The 24,799-nt window shown below is 68.8% G+C and carries 19 protein-coding genes; 4 read left to right on the forward strand and 15 right to left on the reverse strand.

Annotation, left to right across the window (positions count from 1 at the left end; genetic code table 11):
• The 5 genes from VFW04_08415 to VFW04_08435 form a co-directional block, all read right to left on the reverse strand.
• The coding region (locus VFW04_08415) for a hypothetical protein (protein ID HEX5179337.1) at positions 1-618 on the reverse strand (618 nt) is incomplete at its 3' end.
• 164 nt (positions 619-782) lie between these two features.
• Positions 783-2,132 carry a hypothetical protein gene (locus VFW04_08420; GenBank protein HEX5179338.1) on the reverse strand — a complete coding sequence of 450 codons (1,350 nt, stop codon included), beginning with the start codon at positions 2,130-2,132 and terminating at the stop codon, positions 783-785.
• Positions 2,133-2,141: 9 nt separating this feature from the next.
• The gene (locus VFW04_08425; GenBank protein ID HEX5179339.1) at positions 2,142-2,516 is read right to left on the reverse strand and encodes a hypothetical protein; all 375 of its coding nucleotides are present in this window, start codon (positions 2,514-2,516) and stop codon (positions 2,142-2,144) included.
• Positions 2,517-2,560: 44 nt separating this feature from the next.
• Positions 2,561-2,845 (reverse strand): magnesium chelatase domain-containing protein, encoded by a 285-nt coding sequence (locus VFW04_08430; GenBank protein ID HEX5179340.1) that lies wholly within the window; start codon positions 2,843-2,845, stop codon positions 2,561-2,563.
• 115 nt (positions 2,846-2,960) lie between these two features.
• Positions 2,961-4,202: an acyltransferase gene (locus VFW04_08435; GenBank protein HEX5179341.1), complete on the reverse strand. Its 1,242-nt coding sequence runs from the start codon at positions 4,200-4,202 to the stop codon at positions 2,961-2,963.
• A 213-nt stretch (positions 4,203-4,415) separates the two neighbouring features.
• On the opposite strand from VFW04_08435, the gene VFW04_08440 reads away from it, so the two are divergent.
• Complete coding sequence (locus VFW04_08440) at positions 4,416-6,764, forward strand: response regulator (protein HEX5179342.1); 2,349 nt, start codon at positions 4,416-4,418, stop codon at positions 6,762-6,764.
• A 19-nt stretch (positions 6,765-6,783) separates the two neighbouring features.
• Here VFW04_08440 and VFW04_08445 read toward each other — a convergent pair whose 3' ends face one another.
• The 10 genes from VFW04_08445 to VFW04_08490 all read right to left on the reverse strand — a co-directional run bounded on the left by VFW04_08445 (position 6,784) and on the right by VFW04_08490 (position 21,680).
• Positions 6,784-9,357: an ABC transporter permease gene (locus VFW04_08445; GenBank protein ID HEX5179343.1), complete on the reverse strand. Its 2,574-nt coding sequence runs from the start codon at positions 9,355-9,357 to the stop codon at positions 6,784-6,786.
• 220 nt (positions 9,358-9,577) lie between these two features.
• Complete coding sequence (locus VFW04_08450; GenBank protein ID HEX5179344.1) at positions 9,578-10,021, reverse strand: NUDIX domain-containing protein; 444 nt, start codon at positions 10,019-10,021, stop codon at positions 9,578-9,580.
• Positions 10,022-10,065: 44 nt separating this feature from the next.
• Complete coding sequence (locus VFW04_08455; protein HEX5179345.1) at positions 10,066-11,349, reverse strand: hypothetical protein; 1,284 nt, start codon at positions 11,347-11,349, stop codon at positions 10,066-10,068.
• Complete coding sequence (locus VFW04_08460; GenBank protein ID HEX5179346.1) at positions 11,298-12,434, reverse strand: hypothetical protein; 1,137 nt, start codon at positions 12,432-12,434, stop codon at positions 11,298-11,300. The genes VFW04_08455 and VFW04_08460 overlap by 52 nt, the downstream gene beginning before the upstream one ends.
• A 44-nt stretch (positions 12,435-12,478) precedes the next feature.
• A complete protein-coding gene (locus VFW04_08465) occupies positions 12,479-13,768 on the reverse strand; it encodes a DUF445 domain-containing protein (protein HEX5179347.1) in 1,290 nt (429 codons plus the stop codon).
• Between the two features lie 74 nt (positions 13,769-13,842).
• Positions 13,843-14,724 carry a hypothetical protein gene (locus VFW04_08470; protein HEX5179348.1) on the reverse strand — a complete coding sequence of 294 codons (882 nt, stop codon included), beginning with the start codon at positions 14,722-14,724 and terminating at the stop codon, positions 13,843-13,845.
• Between the two features lie 67 nt (positions 14,725-14,791).
• Positions 14,792-15,166, reverse strand: coding sequence for a plastocyanin/azurin family copper-binding protein (locus VFW04_08475; protein HEX5179349.1), 375 nt, complete (start codon positions 15,164-15,166; stop codon positions 14,792-14,794).
• 200 nt (positions 15,167-15,366) lie between these two features.
• Positions 15,367-16,137, reverse strand: a complete 771-nt coding sequence (locus VFW04_08480; protein HEX5179350.1) for a LytTR family DNA-binding domain-containing protein — start codon at positions 16,135-16,137, stop codon at positions 15,367-15,369.
• On the reverse strand, positions 16,134-17,456 hold the full coding sequence (locus VFW04_08485) for a histidine kinase (protein ID HEX5179351.1): 1,323 nt from the start codon (positions 17,454-17,456) through the stop codon (positions 16,134-16,136). Before VFW04_08485 ends, VFW04_08480 begins: the two co-directional genes overlap by 4 nt.
• A 150-nt stretch (positions 17,457-17,606) precedes the next feature.
• Entirely contained in the window at positions 17,607-21,680 is a 4,074-nt protein-coding gene (locus tag VFW04_08490) for an ATP-binding protein (GenBank protein ID HEX5179352.1), read from the reverse strand.
• Between the two features lie 25 nt (positions 21,681-21,705).
• Between VFW04_08490 and VFW04_08495 the strand changes: the two genes are divergently transcribed.
• The 3 genes from VFW04_08495 to VFW04_08505 all read left to right on the forward strand — a co-directional run bounded on the left by VFW04_08495 (position 21,706) and on the right by VFW04_08505 (position 24,791).
• Entirely contained in the window at positions 21,706-22,446 is a 741-nt protein-coding gene (locus VFW04_08495) for a creatininase family protein (GenBank protein HEX5179353.1), read from the forward strand.
• Positions 22,447-22,476: 30 nt separating this feature from the next.
• Positions 22,477-23,184 (forward strand): hypothetical protein, encoded by a 708-nt coding sequence (locus VFW04_08500; GenBank protein ID HEX5179354.1) that lies wholly within the window; start codon positions 22,477-22,479, stop codon positions 23,182-23,184.
• Between the two features lie 134 nt (positions 23,185-23,318).
• Positions 23,319-24,791, forward strand: coding sequence for a TolC family protein (locus VFW04_08505; protein HEX5179355.1), 1,473 nt, complete (start codon positions 23,319-23,321; stop codon positions 24,789-24,791).
• The last annotated feature ends 8 nt before the right edge of the window (positions 24,792-24,799 follow it).

Genomic DNA, 24,799 nt, shown 5'->3' on the forward strand with positions numbered 1-24,799 from the left:
CGTGGTGCGCGCACCCAACGTGACCCGGCTCGCTGCACGACGTGCGGCCTCACCCGCGAACGGCAGTCCGCCGCCGAGGGTCGCCATTGCCAGGCCGCCGGCAAGCGGATCGTTCGGCGTGTACGCGGCGCCGACCGGGAATGCGCCGACTGCGCCGCCGGCCGCACGACCGAACAAGGCAGCGCTACCGGCGTCAGTCACCGGCGTCAGGAGGCGCCGAGCGAACACGCTCGTGCCCTCGGCCAGCGGCAGGCTCGCAGCGTTGGCCACGGTCTGTGTCGCCGCCTGGCGAAATTCCTGCGGCGTGATGCTGCTCGGCGTGTTCGCTGCCGTGACGGTCGTCCCGGGCGTGAGTCGCGGCGTGACACCGGGCACGATGCCCACCTTGCCCCCCAGGTACTCCGTCGGCGTGATCTGCGTGCCTTGGACCGGCGCGAGAAACGTGCGGTACGCCGATTCGAGCGGCGCCGTAACCATGCCCTCGGCGGTCGTGATGGGGTGCCTAACCGCCCCCGTTGCGAATTCGCCAACCTGCTGGATGGCGCGCTCGGGAAGGTTCGCCGAGGCGGCGTATCGCTGTGGCGTTGTCGGAAGCGCGGCTGTGACATCGGGCCGCACCCCAGGGGCGGAGCCGGTAAGCGAAAGCCGCGGCGACGGGGTCGGCCCTGGCGTTAGCGAGCGATCGACGCCGAGCCCAGCGTACGGATCAGCCCCGCCGCCGGCGGCCGGCGCACTTTGGCCCAGGTCCGCGTAGGGGTCCTGCTCAGGCCTAACCGGAGGACTCATCGCGGCGCCTTCTGGCGTGCGACGCGCTGCTGGTAGATCGCCGCAGCCTGCTGGAACTGGCGGGCCTGTTCGGCAGGATCGCTGACGTTCTGCGCGATCCGGCGCACGGCCGCATCGTAGAGCGCCCGCTCAGAGGCGCCACCGGCACCCTGACTGACCGTCGGGTCGCCAGGGCTCCGGGGCAGGTACGTCGCCGTCGGCCGCGTGCTGGTCGACTGGTTGGGGACCTGCCGGTTGCCTAACGTCGTGCTCGGCGCAACGCTTCCCATCGGACGAAGCGTCGGCGTGAGGTTCGAGGCCTCCGTGCCGGAACGCGGAACGTGCGGCGCCACCGACGAGCCGCTCGAGAATGGCCGCGCGCCGGGCGTGGTGACGAGGCCTGTCGGCGCGTTGTTCAGCGAATCCAGCCGCGACTGATCGGTCGTGAGTCGTGCCTGCGCTGCGGCGCGCCGGTTGTAGAAGGCAACCGAATCACTCGGGTTGAGGAACCCGAAGGCCGGTGGCTTGGGCATGCTGCGCGTATCGGCATCCACGGCCTGCTGCGCCGCCCGCACAGCCGCGGCGCTCTCCGTGGCGCGCCGATGGGCAGCGAGATCGCTCTGGGCGGCCTGTCGAGTCGCGAGTGCCGCCGCTGCGGCCTGTCGCCGCTCATCTAGCACCGGGGCCTGCGTCGCGAGCGTCGACATGGTGCGGGCGCCTAACGGCTGGCCGGTGGCTGGGTCGACCGGCCCCTGACCGCCGTAGAGAAACTGGTCAGTCTGCCTCGTTTGGTCGCCGCGTGCGTTGATGTCGGCGAGTTGCCCTTGGTTCCGGGCGTTCACGACGCCGGTTCGCAGGTAGTACTCACTGCCCGGCTGGTAGTTGCCGTTAGGATCGACACCGCCGTAGCGCTGCTCCAATCCCTGATTACGGATCTGCCCTCCGTAGATCGCCGCCATGAGCCGCCCGTTGAGTTCGGCCTGGGCGTAGGGCAGCGACTTCGTGATGTCGTAGTAGCCTGGCACGGTCGTGGTCTTGTAGGAGCCCGTGGTCCGGGCCATCGCGTCGGGTGAGCCCATGACCGTGCCGTTAGAACTCGCGCCCATCGTGGAGGTGCCCGGCGTTGGCGACGGCACGTTGCCCACCGAGACCATCGAGGGCTGCGCGAGGCGACCCGGCGTGTAGACCTGCTCTTGGTGCGCGGGCTGGTAGCCCGCCTCGGCTTGCTGGAGCCCGAACTTCTGCCGCTCCAGGTCCAGCATCCGCCGCTGGTAGATCGCGTTGGCGATCGCGCCCGTCCCTTGCTCCAAGCCCTGCGCCCACGAGGGGTAGGGCTGCATCGGGGTGACGCCAAAGACTCCGGCCATAGTGGCTCCTTACGTCAAGAGAGAGTGAAGGGCGACGCCGTTAGGCGAGACGACATCGGCGAGTGCGTCCCGCACTGCCGCGAGATCGACGTTCTTGGCCAGCCGCCTCTCGATCGGCGTACCCGAGAGTACCGCACCGACCGCCTCGACCGAGGCGTGCAGGGTGCAGTAGGTGCTGATTACGTCGCCGATGCGATCGAGAAGGCGGGCACGCAGCTCAGCGGTGTGCACGACGACCGCGGCGATTGTACGAAGCGTCGCGGGATCGCTCAGCGATGCGTCAAGCTCGACGCCGAGGATGTGCAACGCGCTCACAGGGTCATCGAGAATGAGCGCCGTGGCTGCCACGACCTGCGCCTCTTCACGACGTTCGGCATCGGTCATGTCACCGCCCCTCCCCGGCCGCGCGTGCGCGGCGCCCCGTACCGTTAGCCGGCCGCAGTGCTGGCAGCCGAATTACGCGCCGGACGAAGCGCCGATCTTTTTGCCGTTGTCCATCCGGCCGGTGCGAGGTTCACGGTCACCCGGCGAGGCGGGAGCGTGAAACCGGAGTTGACTAACGCTGCGCCGACGCGTTCGCGGCTTTCTTTCACCGCGCCGGCGGGGAGGCCGACGATGGTCCAGGCCGGCAGGCCGCGCGCGGCGTCGACCTCGACGGTGATGTCGTAGGCTTCGATGCCGAGGATGGCGGCGGATTGAATCGCGGCAAGCATGGGGGCAACTTGCCGTGCATCGACGCGCGGACCCGCAGCAAATGCGCGCGCGACGGCGCGAAACATTGCGCTGATGGAACGGCGGCGGACCGCAGTGCGAGCAGTGCGGTCGCTGTCAGCCGGCGCCCGCGATCGCCGCACCCGGCGCACCGGCCGCCTGTGGCTGCTCGGCTTGCGCCGGATCGCGCGGCGCTCGCACGGATGGCGCGTACGCGAAATACCGCTTGAGCTTGAGGAATTGTTTCTCGTAGACGTTCCAGCTCACGAAGGCAGCCGCGAAGGCGAGCAGCCCGCATAGCACGCCTAACGCAAGCGACGGCAGGATGTGCGAGCCGAACACCGCCGGCACGCGGTTCCCGGGGAACACCAGCGGCTGCACGTGCGCCCAGATCGGCACGTGGAAGACGTACATCGCATAACTGTACTTGCCTAACGCACGCAGCCAATGGGCGCCGAGCACGCGCGCCGGAATGGTGCCGCGCACCGCCGTCGCGCCCGCGGCCACGAGCCCGCCCCACCCGATCGCCATGATCGTGTAGCCCGGCCCTTCCTCCCACCCGCCGTACGTCCACAACCCGCCGTGCGCGTGGAACACCGCCACCGTGATCGCCGCCGCCATCACGCCAAGCCCGATGAAGATCCGCGAGCCGACGTACGCGAGACGGTGGTCGGCCAACACGATCGCCAGGAGCGCGCCCACCGCCAGCGAATCGAGACGCGCCGGCGTGAGCGCATACGGAGCGATCAGCGCCGCGTGGTGCGCGCGCAGCCACAACCGGAACACGGGCGCGCCGACGATGACGGCGCCGCAGACGATCGCCAGGCGGCGCCGCGTGAGCAGCAGCACGAGCGTCGGCCACAGCAGGTAGAACTGCTCCTCGACGGCCAACGACCAGAACGGGCCCGTCCAGAAATAGTTAGGCGGCTCGGTGCGCCGCACGAACGCGAGCCACCAGTTGTCCAGGTAGCTCCACCACCACCCCTGCTCGTGCCACAGGTAATGATCGTCGGCCGTCGTGCCCCGATGGACGACGAGCAGGAAGTACAGCGCCAGAAATCCGTAATACAGCGGGAAGATCCGCAGCGCCCGGCGGCCGTAAAACGTACGGTAGTAGTGCGGCGCGCCCTTCGCGTCGAGCAGCAAGGTCGTGATCAGCAGACCCGACAACACGAAGAACAGGTCGACGCCCGCCCAACCGGCGCCTAACACGCGGTGGACAAGGCGGTCGCCCGACGTGGCGTCGGGCATGCGCAGCGTGAAGTGAAACGCCATTACCGCGAGGATCGCCACGCCGCGCACGCCGTCCAGCGCGGGCACGTGGCGCCGTGCGGGATGCAACTCCGTCGGCTCTGCCATGGAGCAGGGTGTCGACTGCCAGGAGCGTGCCGTCCTCGACGCCATTGCCGGGGACGTCGCGCACGATGACGGACGCGTGCCTCTACGCGTCATCTCAACGAGAGTCAGCGGAACCCGTCCCGACGTTTCAGCCCGCCACGGCTGGCGCGCTACCCGGTTTCCATCTAGATACACGAGCACTGCCGTGCCTCCACAATGCCGCGCCCGTCTGCAATGACCAACGTCCAGCCCCCCTCCGTCCTCGACCGAGCGAACGTTCGCGCGGTCGTCCGCCGGCTGTTCGGGCTCGGTCTCCTGGCGCTCGGCGGTGTGATTGCGACGCTCTCGTTGATCGCCATCGTTCAACTGGTGAGCCGGAGCGAGATCCTGCAGGGACGCCAGGTGACGCTGCTCGCCCGCGACATCAACACGCTCCTGATCGACCGACAGGCCGGCGTGCGCGGCTACCTGCTCACCACCGACACGACGGGCCTCGCGTCGGGCATCGCCAGCCGCGCGCAGCTGTACGCCTCGCTGGATTCGCTGCGCTCGGTGACCGGTGATGATCCCGCATGGCAGGGCCGCATCGATCGGCTGCGGCGGCTCGTCGGACGCTGGGACGCGTCCTTCGTCGATCCGGAGCTGGCGGCGGCCGGCCGCGGCGATTTCGACTCGGCGCGGCGCATCGCGGCTCAGAGCACGGCGCTCACCGACAGCGCGCGCCAGACGTCGGCCGACCTGGTAGCGCGCGCCGTATCGCGGCTGCGAGAACGCGATCGCAGCATGGTCGCCGTGCGTTGGGCCTCTGCCGGGACGCTGCTGCTCGAGATCATCGGGCTCTTCCTGATCATGCGGCGCATGCGCTCGCGGCTGCTCGCGCAGGCGGAGGAAGTGTTCCAGCAGCAGGAGCACCTCGAGATGCAGGCGACGCAGCTCGAGGAACAGCAGGCCGAGCTCGAGCAGCAGATGGCGGCGCTGCAGCAGATGACGGGCGACCTCGAATCGTCCAACGCTGAGTTAGGCAGCGCGCTCGATGCCGCGGCCGCGGCCGGCGAAGCGCTCCGCGAGCGCGATGCGGAGCTGCGCCGGACCAACGCTCGGCTGGGTGCGCTGTTCGAAGCCGCGCCGCTGGCGGTCTGCGCCGTGGATGCGCAGGGCGTCGTGCGCCAGTGGAATCCCGCCGCCCAACGCATGTTCGGGTGGACCGCGGCCCAAGCCGTTGGGCAGCGACTGCCGATGTTTCCCGGCAGCGGCGAGCTGCCCGTGCTCAACGGCGACACGCGCGCCGTGAAAACCGACGTGCCCGGCGTGGCCACCCGCAGCGACGGCAGCACGTTCGAGGTGAGCATGTCCTGGGGACCGGTCGACGACGACCCGGCCAACGGCTACGTCGTGACCTTCGCCGATATGACCGACCGCAAACGCCTCGAAGCGCAGCTCATGCAGGCGCAGAAAATGGAAGCGGTCGGCCGGCTCGCCGGCGGCGTGGCGCACGATTTCAACAACATGCTGACGGCGATCAAGAGTTACAGCCAGCTGCTGCTGCAGGATGTCGCCGCCGACGATGCGCGCCACAAGGACATCCAGGAGATCGACCTCGCCGCGGACCGCGCCGCCCGCCTGACGCGCCAGCTGCTCGCGTTCAGCCGCCAGCAGATGCTCCAGCCGCGCGTCCTGGACGTGAATCAAACCGTGAGCGAGCTGGAGAAGATGCTCCAGCGCCTCTTGCTCAAGGACATCACGCTGTCGACGCGGCTCGCGCCCGAGCTGCACGCCGTGCGCGCCGATGCCGGTCAGCTGGAGCAGGTGATCGTCAATCTGGTGGTGAACGCGCGCGACGCGATGCCCGATGGCGGGCGCCTAACGGTACGGACGCAAAACGTCACGCTCGATGCGGCATCGGCGCGGGAGGGCTGGTCGTTCGCGGTGCGCCCGGGCGCGTACGTGTTGATCTCCGTGACCGACACGGGGCTCGGCATGGACGAGGCGACCAAGTCGCGCATCTTCGAGCCGTTCTTCACCACGAAGGATCGGCACAAGGGCACCGGGCTCGGCCTGTCCACGGTGTATGGGATCGTGAAGCAATCGGGCGGATACATTCGCGTCATCAGCGCGCCCGGCGAGGGGTCGACCTTCGAGGTGTTCCTGCCGGTGGCGGACGGCGCCGCCTCGCCCGCCGGACAGCCGCCGCGGCCGCAGACGAGCGGCGGCAGCGAAACGGTGCTGGTGGTGGAGGACGACGACGGCATCCGCGCGGTGATCAAGCGCATTCTCGAGCGAGCGGGGCATCGGGTGCTCGAAGCGACCAACGGCGCCGAAGCGCTTCGGATCTGCGATGCGTCGGGCGACTCGATCGACCTCGTGCTGTCGGACATCGCGATGCCGGAAATGCAGGGTCCCGACCTGGCGCGGCGCATCCGCGAGCTGCACCCGCACATGGCGATGCTGCTCATGTCCGGCTACGCAGAGTCGGCGAGCCAGCAGGAGGGGTTCCTGACGGACGGCGTGGAATTCCTGGGCAAGCCGTTCTCGCCGGACGCGCTGACGCGCAAGATCCGGCACATCCTGGACGGAGCCGCCTAACGCCTAACGGCGCCCGCCGCTATTCGTGGCGGAGGGCCACCATCGGGTCCACGCGCGTGGCGCGGCGGGCGGGCATGAGCGCCGCCAGCACCCCGACGATCGCCAGGCCGGCCACGGTACACGCGAACGTCGGCACATCCGTCGGGCTCACATCGAAGAGCAACGTACGCATCACGCGCGTGAGGCCGAGCGCGATGACGATGCCGGCCGCGGCGCCGGCGGCGACCAGGCGCAGGTGCTCGCGCAGCACCATGCGCAGGACGTCGCTCCGCTGCGCGCCTAACGCAACGCGGATGCCGAACTCGCGCGTCCGCCGCGTCACCGTGTACGCCGCCAGGCCGTACATCCCGATCGCCGCCAGCGTCATCGCGACCGCCGCGAAGAGCGACACCAGCGCCATCGTCAGACGCCGCGCCGCCGTCTGCCGCTCGATCAGTTGTTCCAGGCTCACGATCTCGCCGATCGGCTGCTGCGGATCGGCGCGCGACACCGCTTCGCGCACGGCCCCGGCGAGCTGCAGCGGATGGCTCGACGCGCGCACCGACACCCACGCTTGCAGCAGCGGCCCGGACTGCGCCACCGCCTCATAAAGCTCGGGCTGCGGCGGCGCGTCCATGCGACCCGAGCGCAGGGCGGCGATTTCGCCAACCACCGTCGCCGGCGCCGACCCTCCGCCGCCGCCGTGCAGCGGCATTTGCTTGCCGATCGGCGACTGACCGGGCCACAGCTGTTTGGCGAGCAGATCGTTCACGATGATGACGCTCGGCGAGCCGGCGCGGTCGGACGGGCCGAAGACGCGCCCGGCGAGCAGCGGGATGCGCAGGGTGGTGAAGTACTGCGCATCGACGACATCGAGGCCGATCATCAGCACCTGATCCGGATCGTCGGCGCGCACCTCGCGCGGATCCATGCCTAACATCATCGTCGCGCCGCTGAGCGGCAGCGTGCGGGAGAGCGAGACGCCCATCACGCCGGGCCGGCGCATCAGGTCTGCTTCCACCTGGTCGAAAAAGTCCTGCTGCTGCTGCACGTTCTGATAGCGCGACGGCGTGAGGCGGATGCGCGCCGCGAGCACGTTCTGGGGATCGAATCCGGGGCGAACCTCGCTCAGCCGGACGAAGCTGCGGACGAGGAGTCCGGCCCCCACGAGCAGCACCAGCGCGAGGGCCATTTCGGTCACCACGAGCACGCCGTGCGAGCGCCGGCGCGCGCCGGTGCTCGCTGCCGAATCGTCGCGCAGCGTGCGCTCGACATCGGGCGACGCGGCGCGCAGTGCGGGCACGAGCGAGAAGGCGACGCCGGTCGCGAGGGCTAAGGCCAGCGTGAACGCGAGGGCGCGCCCGTCGATGTCGATTGTGCCGACGCGTGGCAGCACGCCCGGCCAGGTGCCGAGAATCCCGTCGAGGCCCCAGGCGCCTAACGCCAAACCGGCGCCGGCGGCGGCCAGCGAGAGCACGACGCTCTCGGTGAGCAGCTGCCGCACGATGCGTCCCCGGCCTGCGCCTAACGCTCGGCGGACGGCGATCTCGCGTCGCCGTCCGCTCGAGCGCGCCATGAGGAGACCGGCGGCGTTCACGCAGGCGATCAGCATCACCACGCCAACGGCGCCGAAGAGCACCAGGATCAAGCTGCGTCCGCTGCCCACCACCGACCGGCTCAACGCCTGCAGCGTGAAGGACGGCGTGTCGAGTTGGTCCTTGAGGCCGCCCGCCGCTCCGCCCGGCGGTCCGCCGGACCGCGCGATCACGACTCGTCGCACGGCGCCGCTCGGCGCTCCGGCGCCTGGTGGCGGACCGGCCGCGGGACCGTTCGCTCCGGCGGACCTGGCATCGCCGGCTTTCGGCGCGGACGTCTGAGTGGATGCCTCCGCCAATCGCTTGGAGAACAGCGCGAGGTCGGCGCCGGCGCGTTCGACCGACGCGCCAGGCGCCAGGCGGCCCACCACGCTGAACGCGAAATAATCGGCATTCACTTCGAGGTCGGGATTGTCGGCGAACGCGACGCCGATGGGCAGCCACAACTCGGTGCGCTCATCCGGAAACCGCGCCGCCGGCGGAAGGACGCCGATCACCGTGTACGCACGGCCGTCGAGCATGATCGTCTTACCTAACACAGAGCGGTCCCCGCCATAGCGGCCCGTCCAGGTCGCGTAGCTCAGGACCGTCACCGGCGCGTGCACATCGGCCGCCGTGAAAGCACGCCCGATCACCGGATGCACGCCCAGCACCGAGAACAGGTCCGGCGAGACTACCGCCGCCTGCACCTCGATGGGATCGCCGATGCCGGTCATGTTCGATCGCTGCGTCGTGTAGACCGCAACGCCAGCGAAATCCTGCCGCATCTTGCGGATGTCTAACGCATGTGGATACGAGAGACCCATCCGCCCCGGAAAATTGCCGCCCAGCCCGTTGGACCAGATATCGACCAACCGGTCGGACTGGGGGTACGGCAGCGGCCGCAGCAACACCGCATCGACGACGCTGAAGATCGCGGTACTGGCGCCGATGCCCAACGCAAGCGTGAGCACGGTGACGGCGGCGAATCCGGGGCTGCGGAAAATCGTGCGGAACGCGTACCGGAGGTCGTTGAGCATGTGGATGAATGTCGGCGGCCGGGGTGGACGCGGCGCCGTGTGCGCCGCGGTAGATCAGTCGCGAGCCTGCGTGTGCGCGAGGGAATAGTCGTGCCGCGCACCGCGCAGCCAGCATCTTGCACGCGCATCAGATGTTACCCGGTGCAGCCCTCCGTCCGTTGGCAGCACCGGTGTCCGGCTTTGGGATCGGTCGTGCCGGAATCGAACGCCCGTCCGTGCGTCACGGCGGCGGCTCGGTGAGTCCCGATCCGTGAGGCGAGGCGCTCCGCACCTCGATCGGCAGCGCCACGTCACGATCCAGCGCGAGCGGCACGAGCCAGCGCAGATTGTCGATCACGTTCGCGGGCAGCGCATGCACCGGCGCCCGGAACACGCGCTGATCCTCGGCGGTGCACGCGCTGCTTGCCGCGTCGTCAAAGGCACGAAGCACGTGCATCGTGTACTGGGGATCGCGCCAGACGAGCACCGTGTCCCACGCGGCGACATCGACACCTGCTTCCTCGCGCACCTCGCGGCGGGCGGCCTCCGCGGCGCTCTCGCCCGGCGCGAGCTTGCCGCCTAACGCATTGACGCGCCCGCGCTGCCACGCCGGCCGCGTTTTGTCCATCAGCACGACCTGTTCGCGATCGGGTGTGAAAAGAAGCGCGAGAACGTAAGCGTACATGCCGGAACGGGAGCCGCCCGCGTCGCCGCGCGCGCGTCCCTGCCCTACTGGTACATGATGAAGACGGGAATCGGCTTCAGCCGCAGCACCTGCTCCGGCGTCAACATCGGCTTGTCGTTCTTGTAGAAGACCTTGAATCCGGCGAACTGCACCGGGTGGTCGAATATGTAATGCAGGTACGAGCTGCGCTTGAGCGTCGGCGCGCCGAAACCATCCATGTCAATCACCATCTGCACGCGCGGATCGAGGTGGATGCGCTCGTGGTTGGTGAGCATCGGACGGGTAAACCGGTGCACGATCAGCATTTTTGGCGGCAGCTGGTACTGCGTGACTAACGCGGCCAGCGTGTCGGCGGCCACGTTCACCTGCGACGCGTCGAGCGTGCCGATCACGTGCCCTGGCACTTTGGTCGGCAACATCGCGAACTCCGGATCGAGCGCCAGGTGCACCGTCGGGCGCTGCAGATACTTGATGAGCGGCGCGATCTCGCTGCGCACCGAGCTCCGCCCCACCTGCACGTCGAGGATCAACAGATAGCCGCGGCGCTCCGCCCACGACGCCACTTTGTCGATCACCGAGTCGGGCATCCGGGCGCGATACATCCCATCGCGGCCCGCCGCCCCCTGGGCAACGGTCACGATCAGCTCGAGCGCCGGCAGCACGGGCGTCGTGCTGTCCGCATGCACGTACGCATCGGCCTGGCGCTGCAAGCGGTCGAGCATCGAATCGGGATTGATCTCGCCCAGAATCCCCATCCGCTTCGAGAACGGATTGCCGTAGTACGCCACGACGCGACAGCCCGGAAACAGGGAGCCGGGCAGCGGCGTCTGCCCCAGCGCACGCCGCGCGACTTCGCCGTGCCACGACGCGGGATGCGGGGCCGCGGCCGGCGTGACGCGGTGCGCGCGGCGGGCCCGGCGCCGCGCCGGCGCGTGCGCCGGATGCGACGCACCGTCGTGCGTGCTGTCGCCCGCGCCTAACGAATCGGCCGACGCCAGTGCCATGCTGTCTCGCTGCGCCCCGCGGATCGAGTCCGCGCGGGCCGAATCGCTGTCGGCGCGGACCTGTGCGAGCACGTTGGTCATCCGCGCATCCGACGCGCAACGCTGCTCGAGGCGCGCCGTCACCGCGTGCGCAGAATCGAGCATCGTGTCGGCGTGCGTCGCCGGCGCCGTGTGCGATGCGCGGCGCGCCGCGGCGCGCGGCGGATCGCCCCGCGCATCGGCGCACGCAATGACCACCGCGAGCGCCAGCAGCGCTGCAACCCCGCGCGGGATCAGGCCGCGTCTCGCATGGCGGATGGATCCAACCCCTCGCGGGTGCACCATTCCTCGTAGGCCAGTGGTGAAATTTCAGAGGGCTTGATCTCGCTGCGTCCGCCCCAGAACACGTTCGTGTAACTCACGTCGATCGACGCCTCGGCGAGGTGCGCATCGATCGCCGCCTTGTGCGCCAACACGAGAGCTTTGTCGGTGCCGTGCGCCACCGCCATGATGTTCACGTTTGCGAACGCCGGGCCCCCCTCCCGCCAGTACGCGTGCGTGAGGATGTGATGACGACCCACCTCGCATCCGGCCTCGAGCTCGCGTCCCGGCGGCACGCGCCAGTGAAAGAGCGCGTTGTATCGCGTCACGCGCGTGCCTGCCGCCGAGGGTTTCACGTGCTCGAGAAATGTCGAGAACCGTCCAATCACGCCTCGCTCGTCGAGGGCGCGCGCCACGCGCAGGAATTCATCCAGCGAGACCTGCGCCTCCTCGGCGCGCGCGCGCCAGGGGTCGGGGACGATCTCGTCCACAGACAGCTCGCGCTTGAGGCGCTCCAGCACCCGCCACTCGATCTCCGTTAGGCGCACGATGTGCGTATCGAGAATCCGGCCCGGGGCATCCGACCGGCTGCCCGGTTCCATCCCGCGCCGCCGCACGTGACCGACGCCGAGCGTGAACAACGCCTTCGCCGGCATGAGCAGGAACGACTCGGCGCCGACGCGTCGCGCCAGGTGCTCGGCGTGGCGCGGCATCGAAAACCCTTGCGGCACTTTGAGCGTGGTCCACAGTCGATACGCCGATCCCTCGGTGTCCGTGTCGGTGGACCGGATCACCACGTGACCCGAGAAGGGATCGTCGCGCACCATGAAATCGAAAGCGGCGTCGAGCCGCGCGGCCGGCACGCGCCACGCCACCAGCGCGCCCGGCGCGAGATTGGTGGAGAGCAGCGTTTGACGCACGCGCCGGATGGTGCCGGCGGCCAGCATGGCCCGCACGCGCTCCAGCACCGTGCCTAACGGAACGCCGGACAGCCGCGCGATCTCGTCGAAGGGATCGGCGTGAAACCCGGCCACGCGGTCCTCGGACACAGCGAGGATGCGCGCGTTGACGGGATCGTGTATCTCGGTAATGAGGGCTGGTGCGGCCATGTTTGCTGCCTACAAGAATAATCACGAAGGAACGCGCGCGCCGGTCACCAGAGCCGGGACACCGCGTAAATGATGAGTCCCGCCAAGCCGCCGACGAGCGTCCCGTTGATGCGGATGAACTGGAGGTCGCGGCCGATCGCCAGTTCGATCCGGCGCGACGTCGCGTCCGGATCCCAGGCCGCCACCGTGTGCGCGATCAGCTCGCCGACCTCGTGCCGATACTGCTCGACCACCGTCAGCGTCGCGTCGGTGATGAATCGGTCCAGCTCGCCGAGCATGGCCTCGTTCGAGCGCATCGCCGCGGCGAAGGACACGATGCCGCGCTCGAGCGCGCCCGGCGCCGCGCCTTCGGCCGGCTCGCGATCCGCATAGCGCACGAGCCCCGTGCGCGCGGTGCGCCAGATCGACGTCGCAATCTCGTCCAACACCGGCGCACTGAACAACTCCTCCTTGAACGCTTCGGCCTTCTCGATGACGTCGGGCGAGTTGCGCAACTTGTCGGTGAACCGGACCAGCGCCTCGTGGAATTTGGCGCGCAACGGGTGATCCGGCGACTCGCGCACCTCGTGCAGGAGATTCTCGATCGCGCTCACGATCTTGAGGTAGATCCGCTCGTCTACCACCTCCGGCACCCACCACGGGGTTTCTTCCGTGACCTTCACGCGGATGATCTCGCGATTTTCGCGCACGGATTGCTCGATGAGTCCGAGCGCGTCGTCGAGCAGATCCTGGTGCCGGCTATCGGTCGTAATGAATGTGAGAACCGATCCCAACACCGGCGCCGCGCGCGTCGCGTGCACGCGCGCCGCTAGGCCTTCGCCAATGAGCCGGCGCGCTTCGTCGTCCGGCAATGCTTCCGCCGAGCGTGCGAGACCGAGTGCCACTTGATGCGCGATGAGCCGCGCGTGCGCGGGATCCGAGAGCCACGTGACGGCGCGATCGGCGATGCGCATGGACGCGAGGCGCCGCGCTACGACGTCGCGCGCCAGGAAGTTGAACTGGACGAAGTTGCCTAACGTACGCCCGATCCGGTCCTTGCGTGCGGCGACGATGGCCGTGTGCGGGATCGGAAGACCGAGGGGATGGCGAAACAGCGCGGTGACGGCGAACCAGTCGGCCAACCCGCCCACCATCGCGGCTTCGGCGGTCGCGCGGATGAAACCGAGCCACGGCAGGCGGCTCTCGTACCAGCGCGTCACGCCGAAGATCGCAGTCGCCAGCACCAGCAGGCCCGTGGCCCGCCGCTTCATGCGGTCGAGCTGGGCCTGCCGGTCCGCGTCGTCCGGCCGCGAAAGCGGCATCGAAACCGTGGGAGGCGCGATCTGATCGGTCACTAATGGAAATCAGTGACTTTTGCCGCGCCGCGGCAAGCTCGGTTGGCGAGGCGCGCCCGCGGCGCGCCGCGGGATCAGCGCAGGATATAGCCGGCGGCGAATCGAACCGTCGTCACATCCGCGGGCTGCGAGTACACCTGCGCCGAGAGGTCGAAGAGGCGCGTCACGTGCGCCGTCACCCCGCCGAAGACGACGCCGCGCGTCAGGTTGATCTCGACGCGGGTCGAATCGGTGAAGCCGGTGGCGTCGGTGAAGCCGACCTGGAATCGCGGCTTGAGCCAGTTCACGCCGCCGCCGGCCCAGAACGCCCAACGCCGGTCCCGCGTGGTGAGTGAGAATGTGCCTTCCCCGCCAATCATATACGGATGAAACGTGTCCTTCGACGGGTTGGTCCCGAAGCAGGGCGCGTTCGGGTCGTCGGTCTGCAGGCCTTTCGTGGGACAGGTGATCGGGCCCTGCACCTGGCCCACGGTGCCGTGCGCGCGCAGCAGCAGCGTGAGCGATCCGCCGCCCACCGACGACACCCGTTGGGCGCGCGACAGCGCGAAGCTGCCGAGGTTAGGCTTGGCATCGTACAACTGGATGGGCGGGACGTAGCTCCCCTCGAAGATGAACCCCGCCGGCAACCCGATCATGATGCGCGGACGGCCGAAGATCGGCGATAGCCGCGTGTTCTCGCCCTTGCTCGTGAAGCAGACGTGGGTCTGCTCGATCTGATCGTTAGGCGTGGGCATCGGCTCGACGTCGACCGACACGCGGATCGATCCGGGCGCGAGCGTCATCGGCGCGGCATCGATGCCGAAGGCGATCGGCGCCGAGTAGAACGCGAGCAGCTTCGCTTCGTTGCTGTTCTCCGGCGGCCGGCACTGCGCCGCCGCCGGAACGGCCGCCATCATGAGGCCAAGGACGGCGGCAGCGCCGCACATGCGCGCTTTCGCCGGGCAAACGAGCCGCACGGGATCTGGCAATGACAACTCGTTCGCTCGCGACGGAACACGCATGCGCTCTCCAGAGGTGAAGGACTTACTGCACGGTGATCGAGCCCGACATCACGGCTCGTCCATGAATCTGACAGTAGTAGGTGTAGGTTCCAGCCGTCGTGAACGTGCGCGAGAACGTGCCGCTCGATTTCGCACCTGAACCGGGCGCGCCATCATCGAATGTCACGGTGTGCGCAGTGCCGCTCGAATTCCACGTCCACGTGACGGTGGTGCCCGTGGCGACCGTCGTGCTCGACGGACTGAAAAAGTCGTTGCCGATCGATATCGCGTTGCTGGTCGAGTTTCCGCCGCCGCCCTGCATGGTTCCACCCGTCCCGCCGTACGGTCCGGTCGAGCCGCCGCACGCGGCGAGACTCACCAGTCCGACCACCACACACGCACACAGCATTTTCCGCATGGTCACCCCTGGTTCATGGTGTTGCCGTGACGCTCGGCGCACGGCCGGTCCTTGCATTGGCTGCCGCCCGCATTCGGCGCGGGCCGCACTCAATGTCCAACGAACCACGACGAGACCCTATCGCTGCGCAGCGCACTCCACGCGAGCCGGGGCGAGCGCTGCGCACCGTGCGGCCGCAACGCGCTGCGGACGTGTTCGCCTTACAGACTCTGCCGCAGAAACCGCTGCACTTGCGGGCGGTGGCTGCGCCCCGAGGTCAGGCGCGTGCCGTCGCCCAAGATCAGCACGAAGTCGCCGCCGAACCACGGTTGGGCTTCGACCACGCGGCTCACGTTCACCAGCGTGGACCGATGGATGCGCAGGAATCCCGATGCGAGTCGGCGCTCGAGGTTCGTGAGCGTGCCGCGCACGACGTGGACGCGGCTGCCCAAGTGGAGCCGCACGTGGTTGTCCATCGCCTCGACCCAGTCGATGTCCTCGATTTTGAGAAAGACGATGCGGCCGTCGACGCGGATGGCCAGGCGTTCCGGGTCCGACCCCTCTCCGTTAGGCGGACCGGCCGTGTCGGTGAGCCGGATGCCGGCGTCGTCGCGCTGCACGGGCGCCTGGATCGATTTCACGCGCGTCAGCGCCGCCTGGAGCTGCTCCGGCTGCACGGGCTTGAGCAAATAGCCGACGGCGAACACGCCGAACGCGTCGAGGGCGTAGGCGTCGTGCGCGGTCACGAAGATCACCGCGGGCATCGACGCCGGTCCGATCTCCCGGACCACATCGAGCCCGCTGAGCTCCGGCATCTGGATGTCCAACAACACCAGCGAGGGTTCGAGCTCGCGCACCATGTTCACCGCGTCGCGGCCGTTGCCGCATTCGCCCGTGATGTGCACGTCGGGGTGCGCCGAGAGCAGCTCGCGGAGGTGCGTCCGCGCCAGCGGCTCGTCGTCGACGATCAGGGTGTCGAGACGCATCGTCATGCTACAACCTCCAGAATGGCCGGTGATGTGGACTCCGCGGCATCGCGGAACGGAATTTCGATGTGGACTTCGAAACCGCCTTCGGGTCGTGCGCCTGCCTCGAACCGGTGCGCGTCGCCGTACAGGTGGCGCAACCGGGCCCGCGTATTGCCTAACCCAACGCCGCCGCCCGACGAGCTGGGCGCGCCGTCCCCGCCCCGCCGCGCCCGCGCTGCCGCGCCGACGCCGATGCCGTCGTCCGTCACCGTCAGCAGCACCGTGTCCTCTTCGCGCTCGATCAGCACTCGCACCGACCCGCCCGAGGCGCGCGGCGCGATCCCGTGATGAATCGAGTTCTCGACCAGCGGCTGGAGGAGGAAGCTCGGGACCAACGCTCGACGCGCGCGCGGATCGACCGACAGCTCGACGCGCAGCCGGTCGGAAAACCGGTATTGCTGGATCTCGACGTACCGCCGGAGCAGCTCCAGCTCCCGCTCCAACGACACTTCCTGCTGCGCGGCGCCGCGCAGCGAGAACCGCAGCAGCTCGCTCAGGCCGGCCACCACGCGCTCGGCCGCGCGCGCGTCCGAGCGCAGCAAGGCCGTGATCGTGTTGAGCGTGTTGAAGAGAAAGTGCGGGTGCAGCTGCAGCTCGAGGCTCCGCAGCTGCGCGCGGGCCAGCGCGCTCTCCAGCTGCTCGCCGTGACGCGTCTGCTCGTGATAGCTGCGCAGCAGCCGCGCCTGCCACGCGGTGGCGTACACGGCGACGCACCCAGACACCGCGAGCAGCAGCACCTTGGCGCACTCGTCTAACGGAGACAGCCCGAAGCCGACCGCCGCCTCGACCGGACTGGACACGATGCGCGTCCCGCCGGCGAGCAACAAGCCTAACGCAAGCGCCGTGTACTCGCCCACCGCCAGGGCGGCGGTCGTCGCCGCCAGCCGCGTCGACGAGGTGATGGGCCGCGAGGCGAGCACGGCGAAGTACGCGAGAAACATCGGCGAGCGCAGGCCAAGCTCCACCCGGCCCGCGAGCGCGTATCCGCCCATGAGCAGCGTGATCCACGTGACGTCGATCAGCGGATTGGCCACCGTGAGCCAGCGCGGCAGCTGCGGACGTCCGCGGAACGCGATCCATTGCCCGACCGTCCAGGCGAGAATCGGCGCGAGCAGCAGCAGGTTGACCCGATTCACCGCCGCCGGCAGCGACGATGCGTAGAACGCTCCCGTCGCCGCGAGCAGCATGAGCACCACCGCCCGCATGCCGTTGAGCAGCCGCTCGGCCTCCGAACGGTGTTGGTCGAGGAGCGGCTGAATGCTGGAGTCGTCTTTGGCGGACATGCTCTGTTGGGCTACGAATGCCGGGCGAGGTCGCGATGCACGAAAAGAATCCGGCCTTGGGGTGAATGGTTCGCGCGATCTGGCGCGAGCGACGCGACCCGGGCGAATGTACGATAGCAAGTGGCAGACGACACTGCTTGCCACCCCGCGCTAGGCACGCCTCGCCGGGCCGGGAGTGTCGTTTGCCCCGCCTGCCAGCAGATCGACGCGGACGGTCGTGCCGCGATGTTGGTCGCTTACGATTTCGATCTCTCCGCCCCAGCTCTCCACCAACTGCCGGCTGATGGCGAGACCCAGGCCGCTGCCGGACGTGCGGGTCGAAAAGTGGGGTTCGAAAATACGCGGCAACACTGTCGCGGGGATCCCTTGTCCGTTGTCCGCGACTTGGATCACGACGCGTCCATCATCGCGACTGAGGCGCACGAGGACGCGGGTCGCCGCGGCGAGGCGCGCGTTCTCGAGCACGTTGAGCAGCACTTCGCGCAGTTCATCGGTGCGGGCCTTGGCGAGCATCGGCTCATCGGCGCCGTCGAGGCGCCACTCCACGGGGCCGCCGCCGGCGGCGCCCATGCGCTCGAGCTCGAGCACGTCGCGGGTGACGGCCGCCACGTCCACGGACTCGGGCGGCTGTCGCTCGGCCGGCGCGGTGCCGTAGCGGCTGAACGCCCGCGCGATTTCGTCGAGGCGATCGATCTCGGACAGGATGCGGCTGGCGTTCTGATCGAGGATGCGATCGAAGTCGCCGCGCGCGTCGGCGTAAGCGCGCTTGAGGTGCTGGACGCCTAACCGGATGGGCGTCAAGGGATTCTTGATTTCGTGCGCCACCTGCCGCGCCATTTCGCCCCAGGCGAGCACGCGTTGGGCGCGGGCGAGGTCGGTGACGTCGTCGAGGGTGAGCACGACGCCGCCGCCGCCCGTGAGGCGGGTGAGCCGCGCCTGGAGCTGCCGCCCGCCCACGCCCAACTCGAACTCCTCCTCGTCCACGCTGCGCGCGTGAAACGCGCGCAGCCGCTCCGCGATCTCGGGCGCTGCTTGGTCGAGCGTTGCCCCTGCGGGCAACGCTCGCCCGAGCAGCGCCTCGGCGCGGGGGTTCGAGAGCAGCACGGCGCCCGGCGCGGTGAACGCGACCACGCCGCTCGCCACGTTGCGCAGCACCTGCGACGTGCGCCGTTGGGCCGACTCCAGCGCGGCGCGGCTCGCCCCCAGGTCCGCGGCCATGCGGCGGAACGCGCTGAACACCGGCTCGAACTCTTCCGGCGGCGCGCTGGAGAGCGGCGGCTCGGTTTCCTCCGCCGCAATCGCGAGGGCCGCGGCGCGCAACTGCCCGATCGGCTTGGCCAGCGAGCGCGAGGCGACGCGGCTCAACAGCAGCGCCGCGATCGCGCCCAGCACCGTGGCGAACATGACCAGGACGCCGAGGTCGCGGCGCCGCTGGTCGAGCACTTCTTCGCTGCCGCGGGCCGGCGCGGCGATGACTAACGGAGCACCGGGCCCGCTCTGCACGGTGAGGTAGCCGAAGAGCGCGCGCGAGCTGCCGACGCGCATCGGGCGGGCCACGTACACCTCCCGTCCGTCGCGCAGATCGGCGTATACCTCGGACGGCATGAACCGTCCGGTAGGTGCGAGCGCGTCGAGCATCGGCTCGCTCGCCTCGCGCAGCTGGCCGTCGGTGTAGGTCAGGAGCGGCGTGTCGAGGCGGCCGCCGGCCGTGGCCAACGACTGCGGGTCGGCGCCGCCCGCATACGAGTGGAGCGTGGCCCGCACGAGAAGCTCGCGCGCCTGTTGGTCCTCGAGCTGCAGTCGCTGGTAGCTCCAGAACGCGAACGCGAGCGCCGGCAGCACGAAGAACGCGAACAGGCCGACCGTTAGTCGCGCACGATAGCTGCGTCGCCACCGCCGTGCGCGACCGCGCAGCAGCCGCCACAGCGCGCGCTCGGGGAACACGCTGGCCAGCCACAGCACCGAGAGCAGGATGAGATCGACGAACACGATCAGCGTCCCGCCCTGCACGAGAATCGCCTGCGAGCGGAGATCGATCTCGATGTGGGCGCGCATCTCGCCCGAGCCCGTCTCGACGAGATGATCGCCGTGGAGCTCGTCGCCCGAGCGATACCATCGCGTGTGTCCTGCCGTGAGGCCCAACGCAGGATCCGCATCGACGAGTGCGACGGTGTACGGCGGCTGGCCGCGTTCGCGCTCCTCGATGCCGAGCAGCGCGTGAAACGGATCTTCGGGGATGAGGCGCGTGCGCGGCGCGACGATCACCGCCGTGACCGCGTTGCTCGGATGCGGCACCGCAAGCACCGCGTACATGCCGGGCATGCCTAACACGGTATGGAGCACGGTCGCGCACGTGATGCGCGCTTCGTCCACGGCGGCGCGCACGCCGGAGTCGGGCGGCATCACCGGGTCGAGGCGCACGGCGGCCTGCAGGCTGTCGTCGGCCGTCCAGTTCTGCATGGCCGAGGGATACCCGGAGCCCAGGAGGTCCGACTGCATGTAGGCGCGCACGAGGTCGGCCTGCGTGCGCGGCTCCGGCGCATCGGCAAGGGCGTCGCCGAACCGGCGCAGCGCCGCGGTGACGTCGGACTGCACCACATCGAGCGACGACACATCGCGGTTCGCCAACGCGATGCGACCGCGCACGCCGGCGTTCCAGGTGAGCGCCGTTGCGCCTAACGCAGCCACGGCGCCGGCCGCGAGCACCAGCCGCCGGTGCGGCCGCGAGAGCACCAGACACACGACGGCGAAGATCCACACCGCGAGGTACCATCCCGGCCAGACGCCTGGCGACTCGAGCGCACCCGGTGCGAGCAAGGCCGCGACCGCCGCGACGAGCGGCGCAACCACCGGCGGCACGCCGAAGGTGCGGCCACGGATGTGGATGTCACCCGCGGCGCCGGCGATGGCGATGAGCAGCGTTGCCGTCACGAGGAAGAGCGACACCTCCCACGCCAGCCACACGGCGCCGCTCACGCCGCCCGGCGGCGGGGCGACGCCGTCGGCGAGGGCGCGCAGCAGCAGGGGGCCGAGCGCGGCAACCGCGATCAACACGACGAGGCGGGCCCGTCGCGGCACGGCCAGCGCGCGTCCGTGCCGGCGCTGCAGCAGCAGCAAGCCGAGGAGCACCGCCCCCGCGGCGATGCCTAACGCGCCGACGGTGCCCGTGAGCGGGCCGCCGAGGGGCGCGTAGTACACGGTGGGATCGAACAGCGTCGAGTCGCTGGACAGCGCGCTGAGCGGCGCCAGCGCCACGGCGATGAGCCACACGCCTAACGGAACGAGCCGCCACCCGAACGCCCGCTCCTCGCGCCACACCGCCGCCAGAAAACAGAGGAGCGCCAGCGCGAGCGTGACCGTGCCGCTCGTCCGGGCGCCTTCCAGCGCCACCAGCCGCGCCTCCTCGCGTTCCGGGGGCACCGCCCGCGCCGCGAACAGCGTGTCCTGCGCCGGCGCGAACACGAGCGTGCCCGCGTTCAGTTGGGCATTGCCCGCGTCCAACGCGGCGCGGGCGCGGGCGTCCACCACCACCACGAATCCATCGAGGCCCACCCGGCTCGCCACACGATCGGCCAGCGCGGACACCAGACTGTCGCCCGGCGACTCGGCGTGGATCACCGCGCTCGCCACCGCGCGCGTCTCCCCGCGCGAGGCCGCCGCGTACACCGTCACGTAGAACGGCGACTGCACGACGCCCACCGGCGCGACCAGCGTGTCCGTGGACACAACGTTGGTCCCCGCCCACGCCGCGGGCCGGCCGCGCCGATACAGCACCACGCCTAACCCGGGCCGGTGATGCACGTCCTGCCGCAGCGCGCTAAACGCGTCCGCCTCGCTCGCCGGCGACGCGAGCGCGTCGATCGCCGTCGCGCGAATCCGGCGCATCACCGCGTCCAGCTCGTGCGACAGCTCGAGCGTGCCGTGGCGCACGATCGCCATCCGGTACATCGACCAGTCGTCGTCGATTCGCCCCAACTGCCGCTGCGTGCGGATCGCCAGCGCGCAGAAGACCACCGCCGCCGTCACCGCCGCGTACGCCCAACCGCGCGACCGCCTCGGCAGCCCCAACGCGATCAGAATCGCCACCCCCGTGGCGGCGACGCTGGCGAACAAGTAGCGTATGCCGGGATTGCGGAGCCACGACGCGTCCGCGACGAGTGCGACGCCCGCACTGAGCGTCCACACGTGCGCGGCAGCACTCCGGATCGCCGGCCATCGCGTCACCGGCTTCACTTCACCGCCTTTCGCAATGCCGCTTCCGCCTCCCGCCGCGAGCGCTGCGCCGCGACGACTCAAAGAAATGGGCCCGGCTCAAGTGGCTGCCATCATCGCCGCCGATCCGCGTTTGATCGTTCCCGTCGGCACGTGCGAGCAGCACGGCCCGCACCTTCCGTTGGGCTGCGCCACCATCATCGCCCAACGATTGGCCGATGATCTCTCCGCCGCCACCGGGGTCATTGTCGCACCAACCCTCGAGTATGGAGTGAACGGCAACACCGATGTCGTGTTCCCGGGCAATGCAACGCTGCGGAAGAAAACGCTGCACCGCATGCTCAACGATCTCTTGGACTCCTGGGAGACGACAGGGTTCCGGGAATTTATCCTGCTCACCGCGCACGACTACGACGCGCATCAAGAAGCGCTCGACACCGTCATCACACGCGCGGCGCGCGTCCGCGTCGTCGACATTTACGCCGTCAATATGAGCGACATCCTCGAAGGACAGACCGAGCACCTCCACGGTGGCGAGGCCGACACGTCGCTCCTCCTCTACCTCGCGCCCGAGTTGGTCCACATGGAGTGGGCACGCGACTTCATTCCCTCCGATGCGAAGCGTTACCGCCGCGGCAAAGTGCGCGTCCCGAAAGACAGTGCGGGATCGGTCGGACGGCCTACCCTCGCCACCGCCGAGAAGGGCAAAGCCCTCTACGAGCGGCTCCGCGAGCGGATCGGGGATCGCATCTTCCTCGTTCCCGCCCCCGACGCCTGAACCCTCCTCCCGCCTTCGGGGTACTTTGTTGTGACAATGCGCACCCTCGGCTTCTTGTGCCTTACCGCGCTCGCCGTGCCGATGCCCTCCGGCGCGGCCGCTCAGGTATCCGTCATCGACGAAGGCAGCTTCACGATTACGCGAAACGGCGCCCGGAGCGGCAGAGAAACGTTCACCATTCGGCGAACGGGCCTCGGCGCTGCCGACGCGTACGTGGCCAACGGGTCGATCGACCTCGATGGACGACGCCTCGTTCCTGCCTTGCAAGCCGATGCCGACTTTGCGCCGATCAAGTACCAACTGGAAGTGCGCAAAGGCGACGACGTGCTCGAGCGACTCAAGGGAATCGCGGGACGCGATCGCTTCAGCACGCAGGTGCGCACCGCGAAGGGCGAATCCACGCGCGAGTTCATCGCGGCGGACAACGCGGTGCTGTTGGACGACGACGTGTTTCACCAGTACTATTTCGTCGCGCAGCGTGCGCAGAAGTTGGGCGCCGCGGGCGGAGCGATCCCCGTCATCATCCCGCAGCGCGCCGAGCAGCAGGTGCTGCGCGCAAAGTGGGACGCGGATGAGACGATCACGATCGCGGGGCGGCCGGTAACAGCACGTCACCTCGTGCTGACGGAGCCCGCCGGCGGCTCGCAGAACGTCTGGGTCGACGCGACGGGCCACGTGCTCAAGGTGTCGATCGATTCGCGCAGCCTGGTGATTCAGCGCGACCAACTCCCTCACTAGATTTCGGCGGCGCGTACAATCGGTAGGACGTGGCGAGCGCCCCTGCGAGACAGGGCGCTCGCCGTTTGCGCACCTGAAACCCAGAAATCCAGCGACCCGTAAGACAGCCAGACACCGCTCAAAAGGATTCCACGATGCAACTCAGCAAGCTCGTCGCGGCGGCGCTTTGCGCGGCCATCCCGGCGGTCTTCCCGCACATCGCGCGCACGCAGGCGGCTGACTCGACGAGTGCTCCGGTTTTGACGGTCGAACAGGCCGTCTCGCTGGCAGTGCACCACAACCCGATCCATCTATCGGTTGTGAACGATCGTTCGAGCGCGACTGCCCTGCGCATGAACGCGTACGGACAGCTCCTCCCCCGCTTGGACGCGCAGCTCAGCGGCAACTACACCAAAGCCGGCGAGGCACCTATCAACTCGGTGCAGTTCGCGACGCAGTCTGACGTGTATCAGTCGTTCTATGCGATCGGCCTGACGTACAACCTCAGTTGGGCGACGCTTGTCGGTCCGAGCCGGCAGAACGCAAACGTTCGCGCCGCCGACGCGGACATTCGGGGCTCAGAAATAAATGTGCAAACGACCGTAACCCAGGATTATCTGACCGTTCTGCAGGACCAAGCGAAAGTGACGCTGCAAGACACGCTCATCGCGCAAGCACAGCTGCAGCTCGATCTCGCGAAAGCGAAAGTGGCCGTTGGATCGGGAACGCAGTTGGATGTGTCGAAGGCGCAGGTCACGCTCGGACAGGCACAGGTAGCTGCCATCCAGGCGAAGAATCAAGTCGATGTCGACAAGCTTCGGCTGTTCCAGGAAATGGGCGTGCCCGAACCGCAAAACGTTCAGCTCACGTCGCAGTTCACCGTCGAGCCGCCAAAGTTCGGCCTCGACTCGGTGCTCGCGCTTGCTCGGCTGCAGAATCCGACGCTCAACGCGCTCAAGGTGCGCACCGACGTGGCATCGTTCGACGTGAAATCGGCGCGAAGCTCGTATTTCCCATCGCTGCAGGTGACAACAGGGATCTCGGGATTTACCGACCAATTTGCGAACCCAAACGTACTCATCGGACAGGCCATGCAGAATGCGGCGGGTTGTTTTTCCGAGGACTCACTCCGCGTTCGCACCGGTCTTCCGAGCCTCGGGTGCGGCCCGGTGACTCCAGAGAGGATCGCGAAGATCCGCGCCGACAACAGCCAGTTCCCGTTCAATTTCTCCAAGCAGCCGTTGTCGGTCACGGCCACACTGTCACTTCCCATCTTCGACAATTTCCATCGCGAGCAGGCCGTGGAGCAGGCTGAGGCCACGAGAAACGACGCTGACTACAAGGCGAAAGCCCAGGAGTTGCAGCTCACTGCTGACGTCACAGCAGCGTATCTGACGTTGCAGGCGCAGGTGCAAACTGTCGCGCTCCAAGAGCAGAACGCGGCGCAAGCCCGGCAGCAACTCGATCTCGCCGAAGTCAAGTACAAGGCGGGCGCGGCCACCTATCTCGACATCGCCGACGCTCAGGCGACGTATTCCACGGCAGAGAACGACCGCATCAACGCGATCTACCAGTACCACAAGGCGTTCGCCGCGCTCGAAGGCGCGGTGGGCCACCCACTGCGTTAACAGGGACA

The organism is Gemmatimonadaceae bacterium, from assembly GCA_036273715.1.
Lineage (GTDB): Bacteria > Gemmatimonadota > Gemmatimonadetes > Gemmatimonadales > Gemmatimonadaceae > JADGGM01.

Bases quoted from the DNA above. Each gene is read 5' to 3' on its own strand.
- VFW04_08485 (HEX5179351.1), bottom strand. From the start codon at position 17,456: ATGTCCGCCAAAGACGACTCCAGCATTCAGCCGCTCCTCGACCAACAC.
- VFW04_08440 (HEX5179342.1), top strand. From the start codon at position 4,416: ATGACCAACGTCCAGCCCCCCTCCGTCCTCGACCGAGCGAACGTTCGC.
- VFW04_08480 (HEX5179350.1), bottom strand. From the start codon at position 16,137: ATGACGATGCGTCTCGACACCCTGATCGTCGACGACGAGCCGCTGGCG.
- VFW04_08425 (HEX5179339.1), bottom strand. From the start codon at position 2,516: ATGACCGATGCCGAACGTCGTGAAGAGGCGCAGGTCGTGGCAGCCACG.
- VFW04_08445 (HEX5179343.1), bottom strand. From the start codon at position 9,357: ATGCTCAACGACCTCCGGTACGCGTTCCGCACGATTTTCCGCAGCCCC.
- VFW04_08430 (HEX5179340.1), bottom strand. From the start codon at position 2,845: ATGCTTGCCGCGATTCAATCCGCCGCCATCCTCGGCATCGAAGCCTAC.
- VFW04_08420 (HEX5179338.1), bottom strand. From the start codon at position 2,132: ATGGCCGGAGTCTTTGGCGTCACCCCGATGCAGCCCTACCCCTCGTGG.
- VFW04_08450 (HEX5179344.1), bottom strand. From the start codon at position 10,021: ATGTACGCTTACGTTCTCGCGCTTCTTTTCACACCCGATCGCGAACAG.
- VFW04_08495 (HEX5179353.1), top strand. From the start codon at position 21,706: ATGCCGCTTCCGCCTCCCGCCGCGAGCGCTGCGCCGCGACGACTCAAA.
- VFW04_08475 (HEX5179349.1), bottom strand. From the start codon at position 15,166: ATGCGGAAAATGCTGTGTGCGTGTGTGGTGGTCGGACTGGTGAGTCTC.
- VFW04_08455 (HEX5179345.1), bottom strand. From the start codon at position 11,349: ATGGTGCACCCGCGAGGGGTTGGATCCATCCGCCATGCGAGACGCGGC.
- VFW04_08435 (HEX5179341.1), bottom strand. From the start codon at position 4,202: ATGGCAGAGCCGACGGAGTTGCATCCCGCACGGCGCCACGTGCCCGCG.
- VFW04_08460 (HEX5179346.1), bottom strand. From the start codon at position 12,434: ATGGCCGCACCAGCCCTCATTACCGAGATACACGATCCCGTCAACGCG.
- VFW04_08505 (HEX5179355.1), top strand. From the start codon at position 23,319: ATGCAACTCAGCAAGCTCGTCGCGGCGGCGCTTTGCGCGGCCATCCCG.